Consider the following 24,662-nt stretch of genomic DNA (forward strand, 5'->3'; position numbering starts at 1 on the left):
TTCATTGAAATGCAAGGTGAATTGATAAAAATCTCAAAAAAATTTGTGTGCACATTTGTATTTTTTTCTTATTTTAGGAGATTTTTTTGAAGTCTTTGAAAAATAAAGAAAACGATTACATTATCTGCTATTATTCTCCTTGTACCTAACAAAAATAAAAAGGGTGGGTTAGATATGAAACTAAAAAAATTATTCATAAGTGCAACTTTTTTAGCAGCGGCAACTGCTTTGTTTGCTGGATGTGCAAATGCATCAAATTCATCGACGAACAATGAAAACAAAATTAGTGTTTGGGCTTGGGATGAGACATTTAATATCAAAGCAGTCAATGAAGCAAAAAAGGTATATGAAAATAAAGATGTTGAAGTGGAAGTAGTGACAATGTCACAAGATGATATTGTTCAGAAATTGAACACGGCTTTAGCAAGTGGAAATACGGATGGTTTACCAAACATTGTACTGATCGAAGATTACCGGATACAAGGTTACTTGAATTCTTATCCGGATGCTTTCTCTGAATTAACGGATATTGTTGATGAATCAAATTTTGCTTCTTATAAATTTGCCGTTAATAAAATAGACGATAAGATTTATGGGGTGCCTTTTGACTCAGGAGTTACAGCGAATTTTTATCGAACTGATTTATTAAAAGAAGCTGGGTATAGTCAAGAAGATATGCAAAACCTAAGCTGGGATGACTATATCCAAGTAGCACGAGATGTAAAAGAAAAAACTGGTAAAAAGATGGCAGAAGTCAATCCATCTGATCTAGGGCGTGTCCGTATGATCATGCAAGAAGCGGGTGAATGGTACACCTCAGAAGATGGAAAAACGGTAACGATTGAAAATAATGCATCATTAAAATACGGACTGAACTTATTCGCCACATTGTTAAAAGAAGACTTGGTAGAGCAAACGTCTGATTGGAATGCTGGGGTGACAGCGATACAATCAGGTTCTGTTGCCTCAAGTCCAACTGGCGCTTGGTATTCCTCTACGATTCAAGGGGCACAAGATCAATCAGGCAAATGGGCTATTGCGCCAATCCCTTCTTTACCAGAAAGTATGCAAAAAGCACAAGCTTCTAATTTAGGTGGCGCTGGTTGGTATCTGATCAAAGGTGTGTCAGGTGAGGAAAACGCAAAAGATTTTCTAAAAGCAACTTTTGCAACGAATGAAGATTTGATGGGAACATTGGCAAAAGAAATTGGTTTGGTTTCTACAATGTTAAGTGCAAAAGACCAACAAGTCTATCAAGAAGCATCAGATTTTTATAGCGGACAAAAGGTATTCGAAGATTTTTCAAAATGGACAGCGGCTATCCCTCAAGTGAATTACGGACAAGAAACATATGCGATTGAAGCCGTTGTGGCCGAATCTCTGCATCGTATTATTAATGGTGAAGACACGGATAAAGTGTTGGCAGATACGCAAAAACAAGTAGAAGCGCAATTGGCAAATTAGTCTGATTAAAACATTCATTAAATGCATTAAGTTTGTAGGGACAAAAGAGACGTTCGTACAAACTTAATGTCTTTTGAAAAACTTATATCCTTTATTAGGATAGCAATAAAAGCAATTATTTTTAGATCCTGTAAGAAGTTAATAAAATTTGATTAGTTGAATAAAGTGATTTCTAGCGTAGATACCGTTATCTATATTGATTTTGATAATGAAACAAAAGAATGATGCAATGAAAGTGAGTAAAAAGATGAAGCAAAAAGACTTATTTAAAAATGGGAATGCTTTTCTTATTCTACCCGTACTAATGATTTCCATCATGGTATTTATCCCAATGATCTTAGCATTAATTACCTCTTTTCAAACAGGTCCTGCTATGAATATGACTTTCAATGGTCTAGGTAATTATCAAAGGATGCTGAATGACACAACATTTAAAAAGGCTTTTTTTAATACATTTTTATATTTAATTGTTCAAGTGCCGATCATGTTGTTTTTAGCGTTATTTATCTCTAATTTATTAAACGACAAAAACTTAAAGATGAAAGGTTTATTTCGAACAGCGATTTTTCTGCCCTGTATTACTTCAATGGTAAGCTATTCTCTTATTATGAAAAGTTTGTTTTCTCAAACGGGTTTAGTCAACAACTTTTTATTGACAATCGGCTTACTTGAACATCCTATTGCTTGGTTAACTCATCCAACATGGGCAAAGGTATTGATCATCATTTCAATTACATGGCGTTGGACAGGCTATAATATGATTTTCTTTTTATCAGGCATGCAAAACATTGATCCAGAGATTTACGAAGCAGCAGATATCGATGGTGCTTCTAAGTGGCAACAATTAATAAAGGTCACCATCCCTAATTTGAAACCAATCATTTTGTTTACCTCCATTACTTCGACGATCGGTACATTGCAACTTTTTGATGAAGTAAAAAACATTACAGATGGAGGACCAGCTAATGCTACGACGACCCTTTCACAATATATTTATAATTTAAGTTATAAATTCACTCCTAATTTCGGCTATGCAGCTGCAGTATCGTTTGTGATTGTTGTGTTTATTGTACTTTTATCAATGATTCAATCAAAAATTGGAGGTGAAAATAAATGAAAGCGATGATCCAACGTAACGAAATAGCAGAAAGAACACAAGGGAAAACAAAAGCTTTTAAGTGGTTGAACATGTTGAAATATATTTCATTAAGCATTGCTTCGTTTGTTTCAATTTTTCCTTTTATTTGGATGATTTTGGGAATGACAAATGCGTCGATTGATATTACAACAGGAAAATTAAAAATTGGAAATGAAATCGTTCTTAACTTTCAAAAACTCTTTTCAAACGACCTAAATTTTGCTCGATCTTTAGGTAATTCTGCACTGATTGCACTAGTGACCACGGTACTGGCGCTTTTGATTTCTTCCATGGCAGGGTATGGATTTGAAATTTATAAAAGTAAAAGAAAAGAAAGAATTTTTAATATTTTACTTTTATCAATGATGGTTCCCTTTGCAGCACTGATGATTCCTTTATACCGTATGTTTTCAAAATTAAATGGGACAATCTTAGGAATAAATAGTTTTTTAGTAGTTATTTTGCCATCCGTTAGTACCGCTTTTCTGATTTTCTTTTTTCGACAAAATGCCAAAGCTTTCCCTAAAGACTTGGTAGAGGCTGCTCGATTAGATGGATTAAAAGAACTGAGTATTTTCTTTCGCGTATACTTGCCAACTGCTAAAAATACTTATGCGGCTGCAGCAATCATTACTTTTATGAGTAGTTGGAATAATTATTTATGGCCATTAGTTGCGCTACAATCACCAGATAAACGAACTGTTCCATTGGTTTTATCAGCGATGGGCGCATCCTATACACCTGATTACGGTATGATTATGGCAGGTCTAGTAATTGCTACTTTACCAACGGCAATTGTGTTTTTTGTTTTACAAAAGCAGTTTGTTCAAGGGATGCTTGGCTCAGTGAAGTAATCAAAGAAGAGAAATCAATTGAAAAAAACTTAAGCACGGAGATAAGTGTTTAAGTTTTTTTTATTGGTTAAAATTATGGAAAAAATAATTAAGAAATAGGATATTTTTTTAATTTATATTTGTATTTTTATTTTCTTTATTCGTTATATGTTTTTTTATTTTATTACTAACTATCGTTTTTTTATGTGTGATTTTGATGGGGAGGAAAATGCCTTCTTTTTGATTTACATTAAATAATGTTGTTTATTTTTGGTATTTTATTGCTTAAAAATAAATTTGCATTATAATGAAATCATACATAATATTATAATGTATTTATTTATTATGTTATTTAAAATAACTAGACAGGGGATTTTTTTATGAAGAAGTGTTTTTTTAATTTATTTTATTTGTTGTTTTTTGGTTGTTTCTTTTCGGTAAATGTTCATGCACAAGAGATTGTCAAAAAGGAAATCTTTAGTATCTCAGAACCTACATGGATATTTGATGCAGGGATGAGTAAAGGAAAAGAACACGATCGTCAGGATTTAGGCTTTATACTTAGAGAAAACACCGTTTTAAAGGTAAGACAAACAAACACGAATTTTAAAGCGAACTTAAAACTTAGATTATTAGGAAATGATAATTCAGTTGAAAAAAGTATGGATGTAGGTTCGCAGTGGGTAAGCATTAGTGCTGATATTCCATTAGTTCCTTTTATCGATACACCTTATGAAAGCGTATCCGCACAAATTGAATATGAAGTGGTTGATTCGAAAACACAAAAACCACTACCTATTTACGAATACAATAAAAGTGAACAAAGTTTTTTTGGTACGTGGGATCAATATGATAGTGAATTTGCTTTAGTTAAAGGACCAGATTTTCAATTGTTTATTCCTAAAAAAGACAAAGAAATTACTCGGAATTTAAAAGATTTTCATTCGTTAGATGAAGTGATTGACTATTATACTGATATATTTTCTTTATACAATCAAATAGCTGGTTTTGATGGTTCGACAAAAGAAAATCAAAATGGAGAGAACCGTTACTTTTTGAAAGCAGACAAATCCGGCCCAGGGGGAGCGTATTATGGAAGTAGATGGACAGCGAATAGTGAAGATACCGTTGACATGTGGTTAACTAAAAATAGTTGGGGAAGTTTACATGAAATTGCTCATGGTTACCAAGCAGGATTTGATGGTGTAGGTATGTACACTGGTGAAGTCTCCAATAATTTATTTGGAACGCAGTATCAATATAGTAAATATGGCAAAGCGGCAGATCAAAATGGTTGGTTATTTGATTATGGTAAGAAGGAACAAGTTGAAAAAGAGTTATACGATTTAATGATGAAACAAGATGGAACTTATGCTGTCGCAAGTCACCGACAAAAACTTATTTTACTGTCTTTGTTGAAACAAAAAGCAGGAGATGATTCTTTTACTAAAATGTATCAAGAATATCGACAATTGGTTAAACAACCAAACTTTAAACGGGAGGATTACCCATTACCCGAATTAATGAATCGCATTTATAGTGACAATTCAAAACAAGATTTTACACCAGTTTTAGAAAGATGGGGAATCTCGCTTGAAAAAAATCAAGCAGAAAAAAATCGTTTTTCTGGCTATCCAGCAGTGGCTTCTTTAGCAGATGTTGTTCCTGAAAGTCAACTAACACGCGCACGTGCGTTGGTGGATCCTTCTTATTTAATTAATTCAAATTTTGAGATGGTAAGAAATGATGAAATTGCAGCATTAAACCTAGCAGGTGATCTGACGGTTCAATTAGAAACGGAGAATATCAGTGACTTATCTGGCATAAAAGTAAGATTAAAAGATGGCGCCAAAGAGATTGCTAGCCAAACCATCCAAGGCAAGCAAATGACTTTCAAAAATATTCCTAACGGCATTTATCATTTGGAATTTAGCGGCGCAAAAATGAAAGAATTTATTCCACAAAATGTGTATGTATATGTTAAAGAAACACAAAATCATGAAACCATTGACATGAAGAAAATAAAAATTAGCAGTTTAGCTAATCAACAAATTGATTTTCTTGGTCTTGGAGATACCTATTTTGGTTCACTGACCACAAATTTAAACGACCAAGAAGTGAGTGTGTCAATTACACGCGAATCACCTCATGTTTATTTTGTAGGAGAAACTTATTTAACCGTCTCTATAAAAGATAGAGAGGGAAATTTAAAATATACAAAAAATGTAGAAGGAACGAACGCTAAAGTAGAGGAAGTGAACATTTCCTTACAAAAAGGAGATGTGATTGAAATCTATCACGCAGAAACGAAGAATCGATTAACTTCTTCTGAAGAAATGATTGATCGCACGCAAAATATAAATCGCTGGGTGTTGACAGATTTAGGTTTGCAAAATCAAGTGGTAATGAACGACCTGGATAAAAAAATTACGGAAAAAATTGATGTCTTGGGTAAGGAACTGATCGCGCAAGAAAGATATTATCCAATACCATTGGAAAAATCGACGTTGAAAAAACAGCTGTACGCAGCCATTCAACACATAGAAAATCGAGAGACCTATATGACAAAATATGGTATTTTATTTAGATAAAAATGAATTTTGGAATAAAAGACATCGTTTTTTCAATAAATAAATACACTTAGACGTCTTTATTAAAAGAACATTCAGAATTTTTTAAATTCTGAATGTTCTTTTTGTTAAATAACCGTATAATAAGAAAAGCAACTTTTTAAACTAATGAATGAGCATAGTGGAGGCTTTTGTATTCTTTTGGTGTATAACCAGTTATTTTTTTAAATGATTGAATAAAATGACTTTGACTAGAAAATGCAAGGAGATTGCCGACTTCATCATAGGAGTGATCAGTAAATAGCAGTAAATGTTTCGCTTCACTAATTTTTTTCTCTTGAATGTAGCGATGGACAGTGGTTCCCATTTCCTTTTTAAAATGACTGCATAAATGATTTTTATGTTTTTCAGTAATTGCTGCGAGTTCATCGATTGTAACACGCTCATATAAATGGTTGTCAATATGATTGACAATTGTTTTTACTAAGAGTGATTTTTCTGCTAACGGATAGCTGTGAAGTAATTCCATAAAGCGGTAAGTTGCTTCTTTCATGTATTGCAAGCATTCATTGGCTGAATGGATGTGAACCAGACCTTGTATTAAAGAATCAGAGAGACCAAACGCTTGATTGATTGGGACGCCTTCTTCGATGCTCATTCGAGTAACGATAGCGACAAAAGCAGCGAATTTCAACTTTAGTCCTTCTAATTCAAAAGGAGATAAAGCTACTTTATAAGTTTCTTTCATTTTATTGAAAATCCAAATTACTTTTTCAGGTTCATTGCGTTTAATATAATCTAAATAGCGCAATTCAAAATGATAGGAGTCAAATGTTTCCTTATGCACTCGTCGGTCATAAATATTATTTTCAAAACTATGATCAGTATGTAGACTTTTCTTATCTTCTGATTGTTGGAAAGACCAAAGAAAATCCTCTTTTGTTGTAGCTTTTTGTGTCAGGATTGTGTATAAAAGTTGAATGTATTCTTCAAATGAATACTTGTCTTCTTTTGAATAGTGAATGTCGTAATGATATTCATGCCCCATAAAAAAGCAAGAAGTTTCTTTAGAGCCGATCACGCCACAAGGCCCAACAATCATATGGAATTTTTTTTGTTCAGCTTGAAACGAGAAATGACCATATAGATAGGTTTTCATATTATACAGTTGAATTCGTTCAGATTTTTTAAAGGTGATGTGTTTTTTTACAGAATCTTCTAATTCTTCCGACCCTTCTGGATAAATCAATTTTCCTTCTTCATCAAATAGGATCATCGGAATAAGAAATTTTTGATACAAAAGATCCATAGTCAATTTAACACTCTCAATGTTCATTACAAAAGACTCCCCCTTATGTTAAAAATGATTCTTTGTTTATCTTACATTAATTATTTTTCTATCGCATTAATTTTTTGATATAAATCAGTGATTTTTTATATAAAATGTGTTTTTTATCCTCTATAATCAATCTCGTAAAGCGGTTACAAAAAGGAGGTTCTAATGAAAACATCTGAGTTACAAACATTATTTAAAAATTTAACCGTCCAAGATAAAATTGCACAAACGATCCAATTGAACGGCAGTGTCATCATCGAAAATGACGTAATGAACACGGGTCCAATGGAAGAACTTGGATTGCCTAAGGACCTAAATGTCTATGAGCTTGGATCGATTTACAATGTAAATGATCCTCAAAAACTAAAAGAGTTGCAAGTAAAAGTCTTGGAAAACAGTAAACATAAAATTCCTATGTTGTTTATGTCAGATGTCATCTATGGGTTTCGGACAATTTTTCCAATGCCACTTGCACAAGTTGGTTCATATGATTTCGATCTGATTAAAAAAGCAGCGGAATTAACAGCAAAGGAAAGTTACTTAAGCGGCTTACATGTCTTATTTTCACCGATGTTAGATCTATCACGTGATCCTCGCTGGGGAAGAGTGATGGAATCTCCAGGAGAAGATGTTTATACAGCCAAAGAGTTTGCCAAAAATATAGTGGAAGGCTATCAAGGAGAAAGTGGGACGCAGGTGCCTAAAAACCATGTAGCAGCTTGCTTGAAGCATTTTGCGGCTTATGGTGCTCCAGAGGCAGGACGCGAATATAATACAGTAGATATGTCTAATCAACGATTGTTTAATGAATATCTTCAGCCTTACCAAGCAGCCATTGAGGCAAATTGTGAATTAGTTATGACCGCATTTAACTTATTAAATGGTGTGCCTGCTACTGGCAACGAATGGTTGAATCGGGATATCTTACGAGGGCGTTTTGGGTTTGAAGGCTTATTAGTTTCCGATTACGCGGCCATTAAAGAATTAATTCCACATGGATATGCGAAAGACAAAAGAGATGCAGCAAGAAAAGCGTTATTAGCAGGGGTCGATTTGGACATGATGACGTCCATTTATGCGAATCACTTATCGGAATTAGTAGAAGATCCTCATTTTATGATGCTACTTGATGAAGCGGTGTGGCGAATCTTAACATTAAAAAATAAACTTGGTTTGTTTGAACACCCATTTCGTGGCTTAGAAGAAGAAAATACTGGCGAAATATTAACAGATCAAGCCAAAAAGACAGCCATTGAACTTGTAGAAAAAAGTTGCGTTCTTTTAAAAAATGATGGCACTCTACCACTAAAAAAAGATAAAAAAATTGCGGTAATTGGACCATATGGAAAGAGCCGATTAACATTAGGTTTTTGGGCTTCTGTTAGTGGGAAACCACAAGATACAGTTACCTTAGAAGAAGGATTAAGCCAACATTTTGAATCCAATCAGCTAGCATTTGCCAAAGGCTATAATTTATTTGATTCCTATGAAGGGTTCGGGCCTTTGAAAAAAGGGATGGAAATGTTAAATGGACCAATTGAAGAAGCAGAAAAATTAATTGATGAAGCGTTAGTGGTTGCAAAAGATTCAGATGTCATTTTATTAACTTTTGGTGAGCAATTCATTGAAAGTGGCGAAGGTGCTTCAAAAGCACATCTAAGAATACCTTTGAAGCAACAGCGTTTAATAAAAAAATTACGTGAATTAAACAAACCTATTGTAGGTATACTGTATACAGGTCGTCCGTTAGTCTTGACGGAAGTGGAACAGTACTTTGATAGTTTATTACTTACTTGGTTCCCTGGAACAATGGGAGGCGTGGGCATTGCGAATTTATTGGCAGGAAAAACCAGTCCTTCTGGGCGTTTAGCTATGACTTTCCCAAGAAGTGAAGGGCAGGTTCCGATCTATTTTGCACAGTATTCAACAGGAAGACCACTAGAGAGCGGCACACATTCTGATCGCTTTATCTCAAAATATCTTGATGAATCAAATGAGCCATTGTTTAAATTCGGTACAGGAAAAAGTTACGCAGAATTTGAAAGCAATTTATTAGTAAGTAAAAAAGTAGATCAACAGATTGAATTGGATTATCTTGTTAAAAATATTTCTTCTTTTGCAGCTGAAACAGTGGCACATATCTATTTGCATCAAGAATCATCTGCAATTGTTCGACCAAATAAACGATTGGTCGGCAGTCAGCGAGTCTACTTAAATAGACAAGAAGAAAAACAACTAAAAATAAAAATTCCTATTTCGGACTTAACGGTTATCGATAATAATGGTAAGGAGTGGTTGGAAAAAGGGACGTATCATTTCTATTTAGATATTGCAGGGGTAGAAAAAGTATCACATTTGGAATTATAAAAACTGGAGGGGAATATAATGGAAAAATTAGAAGGGTTTTTAAGTAGTAAGTTATTGCCATTATCACAAAAATTGCAACAAAATAAAGTATTAGCTGCATTAATGGAAGGATTTATTCGAACAAGTCCAATCACTCTTGGGATTGCTTTGATTACAATTGTAGGGAACTTTCCTATTCCTGGTTGGACCGATTATTTAACTTCAATTCATGTATATGAACATGTGGAAGCCATTACCAATGGTGCAACTGGTGTTTTTTCACTTTATGTAGTGTATAGTTTAGCTTTTTCATACGCCAAACAACTTGGCACAAATGAACGAAATGCAGCAATTATTTCTTTAGCTAGTTTTATCATGTTAATGCCACAAACAGTAGCAACGTTAGTCATGCAAGATGGGAAAGCAGTTGATTCATCAATTGCGGCTTTACGCTTAGACTTCTTAGGCGGTCAAGGATTATTTATTGGAATGATCGTCGCATTAGTTGTTACTCATTTTTATGCTTTTCTAGCAAAACAAAACATTGTCCTTAAATTACCGGAGAGTGTGCCACCAATGGTTACGCAATCCTTAGCACCAGTATTTGTAGTAACAATTATTTTTGTTTGTGTCTTTATCGTACGTGTATTGTTTGGACTTACAGGCTCTGGTTCTATTTTCCAATTCTTTATTGATGTGATTAATGCACCTCTTAATTCACTTGTTGCTAGTCCATTATCTATCATTATCATCATGGAATTACTAGCAATACTTTGGTTCTTCGGTATTCATAATGCCGTGTTGCAAGGACCTCTTGGCGCAATCAGTATGACGATGATCGTATCAAATATTGGTGCTTACCAACAAGGTCAAGAATTACCATATTTGATTCCTTCGGTTATTTATATGGGAATGTATGCCGCTGGCTTCATGGGATTCGTTACTTTCACAATGATCCGTAGTAAATCTGCTAAGATGAAACAATTAGGTAAACTATCATTTATTCCATCAATCTTTAACATTACTGAGCCAGTTATGTTTGGAATGCCAATTATCTTGAATCCTTTATTCTTTATCCCGCAAGTATTTGCACAATTAATTGCTGGATTTGTGACGTGGGGATTAGCAACAACGATTTTACCAATTTCTCTAAATCCTACGATGAGTTTATTGCCTTGGACAACACCAACATTTATTAAAATGCCATTTTCTGGTGGATTGAATTACACAATCTTAATGGTTATCTGTATGGGAATTGGGATCCTTATGTGGTATCCATTTATTAAAATCGCAGATAAGAAAGAATACGAATTGGAATTAGCAGCAGAAGCGAAAATAAAAAAAGAAAAAGAATCAATGGACGGAGTCATTACAGAAGAAATTCAAGCGTAATGGAGGAAAGAAAATGAGTGTTTTAGGAATTGATATTGGTGGAACGATGATTAAAACTGCGTTGATCCATCAAACCGGAATTTCTTATAAAAAACGTTTTCCAACCCCAAAGAAAAAAGAAGAATTTCAACAATTAATCATTGAAATTATAGATAAATACAAGCAGATCCAATCGATTCGCAAAATTGCGTTTTCGGTACCTGGATCAGTGGATAAGTCAGGAACAGTCTTCTTCGGGGGGGCTGTTCCTTATCTTGATCAAATTGATTTGAAATCTTGCTTGAAGTTGGAAAACGTCGAAATCACAGTAGAAAACGATGCAAAAGCCGCTACTGCTTGTGAAATGAAGTATGGCAACTTGAAAGATGTTCCAAACGGGGCTGCCATTATTTTAGGTACGGGCGTCGGTATGGGCATTTGTATCAATGGTCAACTTTATAAAGGAACCCATTATCAGGCGGGAGAAATTAGTTTTTTGATCCGTGATCGACAAATGACAGGTGCCGATTCATTTGTGGGCATGGGTCTTTCAGCCGTTTTTCTCATCAATAAGCTAGCAAAATTGTTGATTGTAGAAAATGATGGAGAAATAGTTTTTCTCACGCTAAAAAATAGTGAAAATGAAGCTGCTAAAGAATTATTTAATCGTTATTGTAAAGATGTAGCAGTCCTTTGTTTTAATCTACAAACAATTTTAGATGTAGAAAAAATTGTGATTGGTGGTGGGATCAGTCAACAACACTATTTGATTCAAACCATTCAAAAAGCATATCAATCGTTATTTGAAATAGCGCCTATTATTAAAAAAACACTTAAACCCATGACGATTGAAGCGGCAAAATTTCAAGCGGATGCTAATTTAATTGGCGCATCCATAAAGGAGAGCTGAAAGAATGAAAAAAATATTTCCAAATGATTTTTTATGGGGGGCTTCTACCAGTGCGTATCAAGTAGAAGGGGCTTGGAATGAAGATGGGAAAGGTCCTTCTGTTCAAGATGTCAAAGATATTCCAGAAGGCACGACGGATTTTAAAGTGGCGGCTGATCACTACCATCGTTACGAAGAAGATGTTCGTTTGTTTAAAGAACTAGGATTAAAAGCTTACCGTTTCTCCATTTCATGGAGTCGAGTGATGCCGGATGGGGTAATCAATCAAGAAGGAATCAATTTTTATAAACGCTTGATCGGTTTATTAATTGAAAATGATATCCAGCCAATTGCCACTGTTTTTCATTTTGATTTGCCCGTTTATATTGCAGAAAAAGGGGGTTGGGAAAATCGAGAAACAATTAAGGCTTTTGCTGATTATTGCCAAGTATTATTTGACAACTTTGGTCAAGATGTTCCTTTGTGGCAAACAATTAACGAACAAAATGTAATGGCATTAGCAGGTTCGATCATTGGGACAAGTAACAAAAGCATGAAAGAGAAATTTCAAGAAAATCATCATATGTTAGTGGCGCAAGCGCTAGTCACTAAGAACTACCATAACGGAAACTATGGTGGTAAAATTGGACCGGCACCTAATATTGCCAGTGTCTATCCTGCATCTGATAAACCAGAAGACCAAATGGCAGCTTTATATATGAGCGCGCTTAGAAATTGGTTATTTTTAGATGTTGCAGTTTTTGGTAAATATAATCATAATGCTTGGCATCTGTTAGAAAAAATCGGAGCAGCACCAACCTTTAATGAGGGTGATCAACAGATTTTAGCTGAAGGAACCTGTGATTATATTGCTTTTAATTATTATAATACGATGACCGTTTCTAGCTACTTTGACAAAGAACAAAAAATAGACCAACAATCTGGTTTTGGTATTCCTGGTTTTTTCCAAACGGTAGAAAACACCAATTTGCCAATGACAGAATTTGGCTGGCCCATTGATCCAGAAGGCTTCCGTTTTACATTAAATGAAATTTATTCACGTTATCGTTTACCATTACTGGTGACTGAAAATGGAATCGGTGCATCCGAACAATTGGAAGATGGCAAAGTACATGACGATTACCGCATAGATTACTTACAAAAACATATCCAACAAATGGAACTAGCAATTGAAGATGGGGTAGAAATGCTAGGCTATTGTCCGTGGAGTGCCATTGATTTAATCAGCACTCACGAAGGGATAAAGAAACGTTATGGTTTTATTTATGTTAATCGCACAGATGAAGAATTATTTGACCTAGCTCGTTATAAAAAAGATAGCTTTTACTGGTATCAAAAGGTGATCGCAAAAAATGGTTTGGAAGATTAGTGACTGAGCAAAAGATAACTTTTTCTTGTAAGAGGAAATAGATACTATATTCCATTCACAGGAAATATGTTTGAAGACAAGCAAAAATATTACTTTAGGATTTAAATGATTTTTGTCAAATGGGTTAAAGTAAAAAAGGATCCCACGGGAGATCCTTTTTTTGCAAATAATTTTTAGAAGCGATTTCTGATAGAAGGAAATTTATTTATATATGAGAAGGCACTTAACTAATACGCAATGATTTTTATAAAACAATCAGAATGACCTTATCAATTAATCAAGAATATTCGTGATTTTAGTCGTGAGAGATTTTACTATAGTGGGTACAACAGTAAATGAAAAAAACAATGCCTTTTCGATTTATACAATGACTGACGGAATTGAAACAACCCAAGGAGGGGAAAGAAATGAAGGCTTATCTTGTCCATGAAAGTTATAAAGCGTCCAATCGTTTAATAGCTGAAAAACCAAAAGAAATAGAACAATTAACTCTATATAAAAACAGTAACAATGCTTGTCAATTGCTCTTACATGATGGGATGAAAAATCATTTTGTTTTGACACAAGAATTTTCTATACCAGATGCCATCGAGGTACCGATTTATCGTGTCGCTATTCGGTCTGACTTGCCGGTAAAAGCACAATTTATTGATTACTATTTGGGCAATCAAGACATTTTATATGCAGATAAATTACTAGAACAAACAAGTAAAACTTATTCAGGAGATCGCTATGCGCCGATTTATCTTGAATTTCCTTTAGATTCTGAAATAAAAGCAGGGACTTACTCTTTAGAAATCACTCTTTATCGTTCGCATCTTACAGCAAGTGATGAAGTTGTATTGACAAAAAAATTAAAAATGGAAGTGTCTAATTATTGTTTTCCAGAAAATGTGACACAAGAGTTTAACTTGGATATTTGGCAGCAACCTTCTAATTTGGCTCGTAGCTTTCAAGTACCTTTATGGAGTGATGCCCATTTTGATTTGATTCAGGAGATGGCAGAAAGCTTAGCTAAAATTGGACAAAAGGCGGTGACCGTGATTGCTGGAGAAATCCCTTGGAAAGGCTGGTTCAATTATATCGTTAAAGATTATCCAGCGAACTTATATGAATATTCAATGATTAAAGTAAGAAAAGATCAAAATGGGGAATTGGTTTGTGATTTCTCTATTTTAGATCGATATTTAAAGTGTATGTCCAAAGCAGGTATTGACCAAGAAATTGATGTTTTTGGGTTATTGGGTGTTTGGCAACCACCATTTTTCCCATTGATCAAAAAATTGGACTATCCAGAGAAAATCGTGGTTCGTTATTTTGATGAAGCTTGTCAAAAGATGTCATTTATCGAAAGCAAAACCGAATTAAAAACATATTTCAAATTATTATTTGAACATTTCAAAGAAATTGGCGTATGGGATAAAGTAAGGATTCTTTCTGATGAACCAAAGATTCATGAAGTGACAACCTTTAAAGCTTCGTTATCTGAACTAAAATCAGTTGATAAAAATGTACAAATTAAAGTAGCTTTTGATAAAGAAAATGTATTAGAACAATTATTGCCGGATATTGATTATCCTGTGACTTCCTTTTACTGTACCTGCAACAATTATCAGCAGTTATCACAAAGTCATTCTGGAAAAACGCAATATTATATTTGTAATTATCCTAATCGACCAAATACATTTTTGCATAGTCCATTATTAGAAACTAGGATTCAAGGCGTTCTAGCTCATTGTTTCAAAACAAATGGCATGCTTCGCTGGGCATATAATTGCTGGCCTGAAAATGTACGAGAAGATATTCGCTATAATACAAGTTCTTTACCAATCGGTGATACCTGTCTGATTTATCCAAGCTATTCTGGTCATCTATTGCTATCTTTACGGTATAAACAGTTGCAACGAGGAATAGAAGATTTTTATTTGATTAAACAGGCGGAAAAGTATAATGAAGCCAAAACACAACAATTGATTCATGACTTTTTAGGTAGTGATGAGCCAAGAGAATGGATGAGTGATAGCCATACAAGTAATCCATTATTATTTAATCAAGAAAACATCTTTTACGAAGAATTTAGAACACAACTGGTTGATTTGCTTCTTTCAAAGATAGATGCCAAAACCAAAGAAAAAGCGAGTATCTAAAGCTAAACAACAAAGAAAGTGTTAGGAGTAAATTCCAAGAATAAACCACGACGAGTAATTGTGGGTAAAACAAGCGGAAGAAGACGGAAAAATCCAATATTTTCACGTCTCTTCGGCTTGTTTTGATTGAGGAAATAGGGGATTATTTATTGTTTTTTCCATGTTCGACCTTCTTTTGTTTATTTGCTTAAACAAATAGTAAGAATGACGGAATATCACCAATATAGATAAGAGATGAAGCTAAAGGTAGACCGGAAGAAAAGGAAAAATAACAAATTATTCTTTTTGAACAAACAACAATTGAGTGATTTTCTAAATTTTTATGAAGCCCTTTATTATTAACAGACAACTTTACAAAAATATGCTATTTTTAAAATGATAAGGGGGAGAAAAATGAATGTTTTAGTTGTTTTAAAGGACAAAGTGATGGATCGTTCGACATTTCTTTATGTTCAATTAAATGAGGGGAAAACTTTACTGCATTTTTCGCCAGAGTTTCATTTAGAAGGACAAACCTTGGGGGAAATTTATCAAAGAGAAGGTTTGGCTAAGCTTTTACTTTTTTTCAATAAAGAATTAGAATTACCGGTAAAAGAATACCTAGAACTTTCCTTAACAAGCTGGGATAAAGTCATGACAGAACTATTTCCTAATGGATTAAAAATTAAAGAGAATGAACAATTACTTCATCTGTCTACCAAAGATTTACAGGAACAGATGCGTTACAAAATAGATGAGAAAAATTCTTTTTCGATTTTTCAAAGACAACAAAGGATTCTGAAAAGTTTTTTAAATGAAATTGGGAAAAAGCGCCATCTATTCAAAATTGCACAATTATTGAAAAGGCATCCAAATTTGTTGCATACCTCTATACAATTCACACAGCTTTTATCGTTGATACGGCGATTTATTCGATTGAAGGAAAGATCATCAAAAAAACTAATTCTGCCGTTAGATGATACGTTCCGAGTCGTAAAAAGAGAACATGAGAAGAAAGTCATTGTCATTGATTTTACTAAAAATCGCAATGTACTCCATCAATTAACCATGGAAAAAGCAAATTAAAGCTTTTTCTTTTTGTCTTTTTTTGACATAATAGACCTAATAATAGGAGGAGTTTTATTATGACACAAATTTGGCTACAGCGCCTAATAGAAGGTAGAAGAAAATATAAGCAATTGATGCGAGGAAGATATGCAAAATTTGATGCTCTTAATCGCACATTGCTTATTCTAGCCTTGTTTTTTATTTTGTTTCGTTTTTGGTTACCATTTTCAATGGGGTATATTCTAGCAATGGTTTTCTTTGTATTGCTGTCTTATCGTTATCTTTCAAAAAAAATATATCCCAGATTGAATGAAAATCAAACATTTCTCCATAAAACTGATCATTGGAAAAAAACTTTGTTTCGTTTAATAAACAAGAAACGAGCGAATGAAAAGGTGATGCGTTATACTTTCTTTTCGTGTCCAACATGCCAACAAAATCAACGAGCGCCTCAAGGAAAGGGAAAAATTCGAGTGACTTGTAAAAAATGTGGGACACAATTTGAAACGAAAGTTTAGGTGAGAAAAATGAAATTAGTTTTACTCCGTCATGGCGAAAGTGAGGCAAACTTTGAAAATTATTGGACAGGTTGGTTGGATGTGGCATTAACAGAAAGAGGAATGATTCAAGCTATTGACGCAGGAAAGAAAATGAGAGAAAGAGCATTATTTTTTGATAAAGTTTATACATCCGTGTTAAAAAGAGCCATTAAAACCTCCCAACTTGCATTAGAAGAAATGGGGCAGTTGTATTTGCCAATTGAAAAAACTTGGCGGCTAAACGAACGTCATTATGGGGCACTGGTTGGGAAAAATAAAGAAGAGATGAAAAAAGAATATGGGAAAGATCAAGTAAAGAAATGGCGCAGAGGATACAAAGAAGTTCCTCCCTTGGCATTAGAAAATCATTTTGACCGTCGTTACGATTTTTTAGATCCACGCTTAATTTCTCATGGTGAAAGTTTGGAAATGACCGTTAAGCGGATTATGCCATTATGGGAAGATCAGCTTGCTCCTCGTTTAATGGATGAGCAAAATTTATTGGTAGTAGGACATGGAAATAGTTTACGTGCCTTAACGAAGTATTTAGAAAATGTGCCAGAAAATAAAATGGATACCATTGATATTCCTAATGCTCAGCCAATTGAATATACATTAAATACGAATTTAGAAATTTTTGATAAAATATTGCTCTAAAAAAGAAAAAATCCGAATAAAAGTAATGAATCGTGAATATTTTTAGCTGAAGGAACGAAGTAAATGAATAAAAAAAATTATATTTGGGATTTTGACGGAACATTGTTTGATACTTATCCAGCGATGGTTAATGGTGCAATTAAGGCAATGAAAGAACTAGGCATTAATGTACAAAAAGAAGAGATTTATCCTATCATGAAAAAGCATTCTACTCGTCAGCTTGTAAAAGATTATCAACTAAATGAAACAGAGTTTACCCCTTTGTTTCACTATTATGAATCGCAAAGTCCCAAATTATCTCAGCCATTTGAAGGGACAAAAGAAGTATTAAAAACGTTAAAAAAACAGGGAGCATCGCACTTTATCCTCACACATCGCTTGACAGAATCTACATGGGAATTACTGGATAAGTTCCAATTGTCGGAGTACATCAATGAAGTAGTAGGAATTGATCGGAATTTTCCGCGTAAACCAGCGCCTGACTCATTAAATGATTTAATCAAAAGACATCAGCTAAGAAAATCTGAGACAATTATGATTGGCGATCGACGTTTGGATATAGAAGCCGGCAAAAATGCTGGTGTCGCTACTTGTTTGTTTGATAACGATCACGTTTTAGATGATATTTCTGCCGATTATATCGTTGACCAGCTAATTAAAATCCTTGATATGACAGAAAAATAACAAATTAGTATCCCCTTTCAAAGTTGGATGTGTTATAATTTTATTAAGGAGTGATTAGATGGAAATCAAAAGACAAAAAGAAGTAGTAGAGGCATTTCACTACGATTTAAGAATGCCTGATCAAGAAGTCGAGACAGATTTAAAAGTAGGGTTTTCGCCATTGAAAGAAACGATTGAAAATTATCCTAAAGAACACAGTATTGTAGGAGCACGACTAGAATTTCGTTTAGTATTTGATACATATGTTTTATCCGGAAGTGTTAGCCAAATCAATCATATTCTTAACCGGAAAATTGAAGGACAAAACGATGTAACACAAGAAGAAGTGGACGAATTAGTTGCTCCGTTATTTGATATCGTCAAACGTATGGCGTATGAAGTAACAGAGATTGCTTTGGATCAACCAGGTGTGAAATTGAATTTTCAATCAGAAAAAGCAGAAAATGAAGCATAAAAACAATTGGTGATAGTTTATAGCTATCACCAATTGTTTTTTTCTATTACTAATTGTAAGCAAAACGAATGTATTTTCTCCCTAAATAGTCTAAAATGAGTGAGTCACTGAAAAAAATACTTTTTCAGGAAAATGATTGAAGAATCATTTTCGGGAACCTTTACTTCCTTAGATGGACTTGTCATTAAAAAATTAGAGGAGGAAAAAAATGACAACACTCATCACAGTTTTAGTGGTTCTAGTTTTTGCGGCATTATTATATGTGTTTTACCGTATGCAAAAGCGCCATGCAAAATTTTCAACACGTGTTTATACAGCATTAGCTATCGGAATCGTTTTCGGTGGGTTATTGCAACTAATTTTTGGCGTCAATAATGAAGTGATTAGCCAGTCCATGGAATGGATCAATATCGTAGGAGAAGGGTATGTTGGTTTCTTACAAATGCTGATTATGCCACTCGTCTTTGTTTCGATCGTTGGTGCTTTTACAAAAATGAAAGTTTCTGAAAAGCTAGGTAAAATCAGTGCGACGGTTTTAACTTCTTTACTTGCGACAACAGCGATTGCAGCATTGATTGGTATTGGTACAACCATATTATTTGGCCTTCAAGGAGCGAAATTCACAGAAGGAGCAGCTGAAACAGCTCGTATCTCAGAATTAGCAACAAGACAAGAAACAATCGAAGGGATGACCATCCCACAACAAATCTTATCTTTTATCCCTAAAAATGTATTTGCTGATTTAGCGGGTTCACGTGCTACGAGTACGATCGGGGTCGTGATTTTTGCTGCTTTTGTAGGAATTGCCTACTTAGGAATCAAAAGAAAAGCACCGAAAGAAGCAGAATTCTTTTCCAATTTGATTGATAGTTTATACAAGATAGTGATGCGAATTGTTACTTTAGTTTTACGTTTAACACCTTATGGAGTGTTTGCCTTAATGACGAACGTCATGGCTACTAGTGATTTTGTCGCCATCGTCAATTTAGGGAAATTTGTGCTTGCTTCTTATCTTGCATTGTTTGCTGTGTTAATTGTTCATTCACTGATCTTGATGTCTGTGAAAGTAAATCCAATCGATTACTTTAAAAAGGCCTTTCCAGTATTGAGTTTTGCTTTCACTTCTCGATCAAGTGCTGGCGCATTGCCATTAAATATTGAAACACAGACAAAAGCTCTAGGAGTAGATGAAGCAACAGCAAACTTTTCTGCAAGTTTTGGCTTATCGATTGGTCAAAACGGCTGTGCTGGTGTTTATCCTGCAATGTTAGCAACCATTGTGGCACCAGCAGCAGGTATTAATGTCTTTAGCCCTGGATTTATCCTCATGCTGATTGCCATTGTAACGATCAGTTCATTTGGTGTAGCCGGTGTGGGAGGAGGCGCAACGTTTGCTTCCTTGATCGTTTTAGGCGCAATGAATTTACCAGTCGCCATCGTTGGGTTAGTGATCTCAGTTGAGCCATTGATTGATATGGCTCGTACGGCAACTAATGTTAGTGGTAGCATGGTAGCTGGTATCGTGACAAGTGCAAGAATTAAGGATTTGGATCGAGAAGCAATTAAAGACGACTCAAAAGTAATTGATGTTAATGCATAGTTATTTAACAATAAATAAAAAAAGACAGCCTTCATTTTTAATGAGGCTGTTTTTTCATGCGAATAAATAAAAAGTATTTTTTATTCCGAAAAGTGAAAAAATAGTAACGACTAATCACTAAATTTATTCAATCAAATAATCTACTTTCCGACACGTAACGTGAGAAACATAGATTTTCTAGTATCTGTATGCTAAACTAGTAAAGATTATGGCTTCTAATGAGGAGAAATATGGGAGGAATGAAAGATGTTTACGAACGAAATGAAAATCATGCTCTACGTGGATGGAGTTGAAAAAAACGTAGCTTTTTGGCGTGCAATTGGTTTCAAAGAAATCGATCGCCAAGAAATGGATGGAACATTAATTGTCGAAATCGCTCAATCTGAAACAGCTACTGCTTCGCTGGTATTATATGATCGCGAATTTATTGAACAACACTCACCAGAAGTTGCTGGAAGTTCACCTTCCTTAATGTTTTATAGTGAAAATGTGTTTGAACTTTATAAAAAAATGCAAGAACAAGGAACGACATTAGGTGATCTAGTACAATTAGGAGAAGAATACGTCTTTAATTTTGCTGATCCTGATGGCAATTATTTTGCAGTTACAGGTAAAGAATAAATAGGATAAGAGATTGAAAGGCATCAGCTATTAAACGTCAAAAAGATGATTCCTAATAGTTCTAGTCTCCTATTTTATGGAATAAAAAAGACATAGTAAAAAGTAGAGCTAAATGAAATTGTAGAGTAACCAAGAATAAGAGAATAGCAAAGAGAAAAGATAACAAAACATAAAAATGTTCAACGAAAATTAGGTAGCATTATTTAACCAATCATGGTTAGCTAATGCTACCTAATTTTTGTTGCCTTGATACTGTTATGGAAAACTTTCTTGTAACGAATATTTTCTAAAATTCAAATGCTGTTTACTTAAGATTAGATCCTTATTTTAAACGGAAGAATCTATAAATCTTCTTTGAATAGAGAAGAATCAGCTAGAGACTGAAAATAGTGATTTTTTATACTAAAATAAAATTTTTGTTCTATCTCTAGTAAGCCTTGCTTAGCTGTATGGTTATGTTGGTTTGGGAAAATAATAAATAACTAATGGCTACATTTCTCTCCTATATTTTATGACAAGGCAAGTGTTACTTTATAATTTAAAAATTTTATTAAACAATTTTGTAAATTTAAAAACATGTTTTTAAATTTCAGAAATTACTTAAAATGATTGGTTCAACATTTATATTAAAAAATGAAGAAACAGTGGCCACCTTATTCTTCTAATCAAAGATAAACTTTAGTGCTTCACTTAGTAACTGTTCAAATTGATTTAACGCTGTTCCAAAGAAAAAATTAGGTTGATGTGTGGATAAAACTTGTGGTGTATAAGTCTGTGTACTGATGGTTAAAGTTGCTAGTTGGCCAATTTTAGAGTTCTTTTCCCCAACAAAAGCAATTAAATCGATATGATGCTTTTTTGACATTTCTGCAAGTTCAGTTAAGCGAAACGTATCACCAGAATTTGAAACAATAATGATTAAAACGTCTTTTTCAACATTTTTTCGAAGAAATTCTAAATGGCTGTTTGCTGTTGCACGAAATCCATAAAGGTTTAATGTTTCAGAAAAATGATTGGCTATATTTTGAGAGAAGCCTGACCCTAGGATCATTATTCTTTTTTCACGATAGATGGATAGTAAGTGGATGAATTTCTCTTTCTCAAGTGTTGAGAAAGACTGAGAAAAATTGCTTGTTGCTTGTCTGTTTTGATAGGCGAATACTAGCTCACTATAACCAGAATATCCAATTTTTTTCGCCATATTGATGATTGTTGCAGTTGAAACATAGGTTTCTTTTGCCACGTCACGAATACCTAAATTTTTTAGTTCTTTGCGGTTGTTATCCATAAATCGTAGAACAGCAGCTTCTGAATCATTTAACTGATATTTTTCAATTAGCGTTTCAGTATTCATAAGATTCACCTCAAATTCGATTCTTTAGTTAGGAGTATTATGATATGACAGAAAAAAATTTTATTCAAGACCCTTGGGCAAAAATGCTTACTAGAAATGGTCTGCGAGGCGACGAAGTGATTTCGGCATTACAAAAATTAATTCGTCGAGGAAAAGAAAAAGAAGCCTGTGAAATTGCCTATGAAATGTATATTACTTCGCCACAATTTGAAGAGAAATTATGGCGACGATTATTGGCTATCAGCGTAGAGGATATTGGCATGGGGAATCCTATGGCAGCAATTATGATCAATAATTTGAATATAATGCGCAAGGAATTTCAATACAATGAATCTGATCGGGCTATGTTTTTCTTTCATGCAATTCGTTATTTATGTGGATCTGAAAAAGACCGCTCTTCTGATTTACTTAAAAATATTGTTATAAAGAATTTTGCTATGGGATATGTTCCTGAAATTCCAGATATTGCGCTAGATAAGCATACGATTCGTGGGCAAGAAATGGGAAGAGGTTCAGAACATTTTTTACATGAAGCCAGCAAAGTGATTCCTCAAGCAAAAATAGACAACAACTATAAAGAACAATATGAAGAAATTCTAAAAAAATATGACCCAAATCATGTCGTTACAAGTACCTTCGTTTTTAACCCTTGGCAAGTGTAAAGGAGGCATCTTCATGGAAAATTCTACTATCATTACAAAACTTAATGATATGCTTAGTCCTATCGCTGCAAAAATCGGGAATCAGCGTCATCTTAAAGCAATCTCTAGTGGTATGATGTTTAGCCTGCCGTTTATTGTCATCGGTTCTTTTTTTCTAATTTTTGCTAATCCACCCATTGACTTAAATCAATACCATCCAGAAACAGCCAACCTATTTATGAAATTTTTGGCGGGATGGAAAGATTTTGCCGTGGCTAATTACGATTTAATTACCGCTCCTTATGATTTAACTATGGGAATTATCGGACTAATTAGTGTATTTGGTATTGCTTTTTCTCTTGCAAGTGAATACAAAATCAATCCATCAATGAATGGAATGGTCGCATCCGTTATTTTTCTAATGGTATGTACACCAGTAAAAGATGGAACCATAAATTTACACTATTTAGGAACCAATGGCTTGTTTGTGGCAATTATCATTGGACTGTTAGTCGTGGAAGTTAATCGGATTTTTGAAGTGAAAAATATTAAACTAAAGCTACCAGATACCGTACCGCCAATGGTAGCGACTTTTATCAATACACTAGTTCCACTGTTAATAAATATTCTCCTTTTTTATGGAACGAATCTCATTTTTTTGAGTATGACTAACAATATGTTTCCAGAAACAATCATGAACATCTTAACACCTGCGACTAACATTGCTGGAAGTCTTGGTGGGTTCTTGTTAATCGTAACTTTAGGAAATATCTTATGGTTGTTTGGGATTAATGGATCATCGATTATTTTTCCCATTGTATTTACCTTAGGAATGGCTCAAACTGGTCTGAATGCAGAGCAAATGGCTAACGGGGAAGAGATGACCCACCTCATGAATTTACAAATGTTTCGTATTTCTGTTTTAGGTGGTGCAGGGGGGACACTTGGGCTAGTTATTCTGATGATGCGTAGCAAAGTTTCAGAATATCGTACGATTGGAAAATTATCTATTATTCCAGGGATTTGTTCCATTAATGAACCAATCATTTTCGGACTTCCGATTGTGTTTAATCCAATTCTAGCTATTCCATTTTTGATTACGCCCGTCATTTCTTTATTGCTAACTTATTTTGCTCAAAAAATTGGCTTAATTGGTATTGGTTTTATCGTTGATCCTTCATTCACTCCGTTTTTTGCGCAAGCCTATCTTTCAAGCATGGATTGGCGAAATATTGTTTTTTGTCTGATATTGATATTCATTAGTGCGATCATCTATTATCCTTTTTTCAAAGTGATGGAAAATAACAAAACAAAGTTAGTGAATGAAGAGCTATAAATTTATTTGTACGTTAATGGATTTGTTCGGCTTATTTGAAAAAAATTGATTTTATAAATTTCATAGGCTATCAGCTGAAATCTTAATTGTAAGCTGATGGCCTATAGTTATTGAATGAATGTTTTGAAGAGAATCAGCTAAGTTGATTATACATAACTATAATTATATTATGTAAACATAGTTGCTTGAACATCATTACACAAGCAAAAATATCGTCAAACCTGTTTTTCTTATCTATACTATTT

General features: G+C 34.0%; 20 protein-coding genes. 18 read left to right on the forward strand and 2 right to left on the reverse strand.

The genetic code is table 11. The annotated features are described in order from the left end of the window. Positions 1-174: 174 nt before the first annotated feature. The 4 genes from EVI01_RS01785 to EVI01_RS01800 all read left to right on the forward strand — a co-directional run bounded on the left by EVI01_RS01785 (position 175) and on the right by EVI01_RS01800 (position 6,026). Positions 175-1,464: an ABC transporter substrate-binding protein gene (locus tag EVI01_RS01785; RefSeq protein ID WP_010752007.1), complete on the forward strand. Its 1,290-nt coding sequence runs from the start codon at positions 175-177 to the stop codon at positions 1,462-1,464. Between the two features lie 247 nt (positions 1,465-1,711). Beyond that, positions 1,712-2,581, forward strand: a complete 870-nt coding sequence (locus tag EVI01_RS01790; protein WP_010752006.1) for a carbohydrate ABC transporter permease — start codon at positions 1,712-1,714, stop codon at positions 2,579-2,581. Next, the gene (locus tag EVI01_RS01795; protein WP_010752005.1) at positions 2,578-3,456 is read left to right on the forward strand and encodes a carbohydrate ABC transporter permease; all 879 of its coding nucleotides are present in this window, start codon (positions 2,578-2,580) and stop codon (positions 3,454-3,456) included. Before EVI01_RS01790 ends, EVI01_RS01795 begins: the two co-directional genes overlap by 4 nt. 359 nt (positions 3,457-3,815) lie before the next feature. After that, a complete protein-coding gene (locus tag EVI01_RS01800) occupies positions 3,816-6,026 on the forward strand; it encodes a putative mucin/carbohydrate-binding domain-containing protein (protein ID WP_010752004.1) in 2,211 nt (736 codons plus the stop codon). A gap of 139 nt (positions 6,027-6,165) precedes the next feature. Here EVI01_RS01800 and EVI01_RS01805 read toward each other — a convergent pair whose 3' ends face one another. Further along, a complete protein-coding gene (locus EVI01_RS01805) occupies positions 6,166-7,341 on the reverse strand; it encodes a helix-turn-helix domain-containing protein (protein WP_146811502.1) in 1,176 nt (391 codons plus the stop codon). Between the two features lie 165 nt (positions 7,342-7,506). On the opposite strand from EVI01_RS01805, the gene EVI01_RS01810 reads away from it, so the two are divergent. The 12 genes from EVI01_RS01810 to EVI01_RS01865 all read left to right on the forward strand — a co-directional run bounded on the left by EVI01_RS01810 (position 7,507) and on the right by EVI01_RS01865 (position 21,086). Next, a complete protein-coding gene (locus EVI01_RS01810; protein WP_010752002.1) occupies positions 7,507-9,708 on the forward strand; it encodes a glycoside hydrolase family 3 N-terminal domain-containing protein in 2,202 nt (733 codons plus the stop codon). Positions 9,709-9,726: 18 nt separating this feature from the next. Continuing rightward, positions 9,727-11,079 (forward strand): PTS sugar transporter subunit IIC, encoded by a 1,353-nt coding sequence (locus EVI01_RS01815; RefSeq protein ID WP_010752001.1) that lies wholly within the window; start codon positions 9,727-9,729, stop codon positions 11,077-11,079. Between the two features lie 13 nt (positions 11,080-11,092). Next, positions 11,093-11,968 carry an ROK family protein gene (locus EVI01_RS01820; RefSeq protein WP_010752000.1) on the forward strand — a complete coding sequence of 292 codons (876 nt, stop codon included), beginning with the start codon at positions 11,093-11,095 and terminating at the stop codon, positions 11,966-11,968. Between the two features lie 4 nt (positions 11,969-11,972). Then, positions 11,973-13,337: a glycoside hydrolase family 1 protein gene (locus EVI01_RS01825; protein ID WP_010751999.1), complete on the forward strand. Its 1,365-nt coding sequence runs from the start codon at positions 11,973-11,975 to the stop codon at positions 13,335-13,337. Positions 13,338-13,744: 407 nt separating this feature from the next. After that, positions 13,745-15,484 (forward strand): DUF4091 domain-containing protein, encoded by a 1,740-nt coding sequence (locus tag EVI01_RS01830; RefSeq protein WP_010751998.1) that lies wholly within the window; start codon positions 13,745-13,747, stop codon positions 15,482-15,484. Positions 15,485-15,877: 393 nt separating this feature from the next. Continuing rightward, positions 15,878-16,549 carry an LCP family glycopolymer transferase gene (locus tag EVI01_RS01835; RefSeq protein ID WP_010751997.1) on the forward strand — a complete coding sequence of 224 codons (672 nt, stop codon included), beginning with the start codon at positions 15,878-15,880 and terminating at the stop codon, positions 16,547-16,549. Positions 16,550-16,608: 59 nt separating this feature from the next. Continuing rightward, the gene (locus EVI01_RS01840; protein ID WP_010751996.1) at positions 16,609-17,049 is read left to right on the forward strand and encodes a hypothetical protein; all 441 of its coding nucleotides are present in this window, start codon (positions 16,609-16,611) and stop codon (positions 17,047-17,049) included. Between the two features lie 9 nt (positions 17,050-17,058). Further along, positions 17,059-17,727 (forward strand): 2,3-bisphosphoglycerate-dependent phosphoglycerate mutase, encoded by a 669-nt coding sequence (locus EVI01_RS01845; protein ID WP_010751995.1) that lies wholly within the window; start codon positions 17,059-17,061, stop codon positions 17,725-17,727. Positions 17,728-17,790: 63 nt separating this feature from the next. Beyond that, positions 17,791-18,411 carry an HAD-IA family hydrolase gene (locus tag EVI01_RS01850; protein WP_010751994.1) on the forward strand — a complete coding sequence of 207 codons (621 nt, stop codon included), beginning with the start codon at positions 17,791-17,793 and terminating at the stop codon, positions 18,409-18,411. Between the two features lie 58 nt (positions 18,412-18,469). Beyond that, the gene (locus tag EVI01_RS01855) at positions 18,470-18,865 is read left to right on the forward strand and encodes a DUF1149 family protein (RefSeq protein WP_010751993.1); all 396 of its coding nucleotides are present in this window, start codon (positions 18,470-18,472) and stop codon (positions 18,863-18,865) included. A 208-nt stretch (positions 18,866-19,073) separates the two neighbouring features. Beyond that, positions 19,074-20,465 carry an L-cystine transporter gene (locus EVI01_RS01860; protein ID WP_010751992.1) on the forward strand — a complete coding sequence of 464 codons (1,392 nt, stop codon included), beginning with the start codon at positions 19,074-19,076 and terminating at the stop codon, positions 20,463-20,465. Positions 20,466-20,711: 246 nt separating this feature from the next. Then, entirely contained in the window at positions 20,712-21,086 is a 375-nt protein-coding gene (locus EVI01_RS01865) for a VOC family protein (RefSeq protein ID WP_010751991.1), read from the forward strand. A 661-nt stretch (positions 21,087-21,747) separates the two neighbouring features. Here the strand turns inward: EVI01_RS01865 and EVI01_RS01870 are convergent. After that, positions 21,748-22,440 (reverse strand): MurR/RpiR family transcriptional regulator, encoded by a 693-nt coding sequence (locus EVI01_RS01870; protein ID WP_010751990.1) that lies wholly within the window; start codon positions 22,438-22,440, stop codon positions 21,748-21,750. 44 nt (positions 22,441-22,484) lie between these two features. On the opposite strand from EVI01_RS01870, the gene EVI01_RS01875 reads away from it, so the two are divergent. Both EVI01_RS01875 and EVI01_RS01880 read left to right on the forward strand, forming a co-directional pair. Beyond that, positions 22,485-23,102 (forward strand): AAA family ATPase, encoded by a 618-nt coding sequence (locus EVI01_RS01875; RefSeq protein ID WP_010751989.1) that lies wholly within the window; start codon positions 22,485-22,487, stop codon positions 23,100-23,102. Positions 23,103-23,115: 13 nt separating this feature from the next. Further along, complete coding sequence (locus tag EVI01_RS01880) at positions 23,116-24,417, forward strand: PTS sugar transporter subunit IIC (RefSeq protein WP_010751988.1); 1,302 nt, start codon at positions 23,116-23,118, stop codon at positions 24,415-24,417. Positions 24,418-24,662 lie beyond the last annotated feature (245 nt).

This window comes from Enterococcus villorum, assembly GCF_007990225.1.
Lineage (GTDB): Bacteria > Bacillota > Bacilli > Lactobacillales > Enterococcaceae > Enterococcus_B > Enterococcus_B villorum.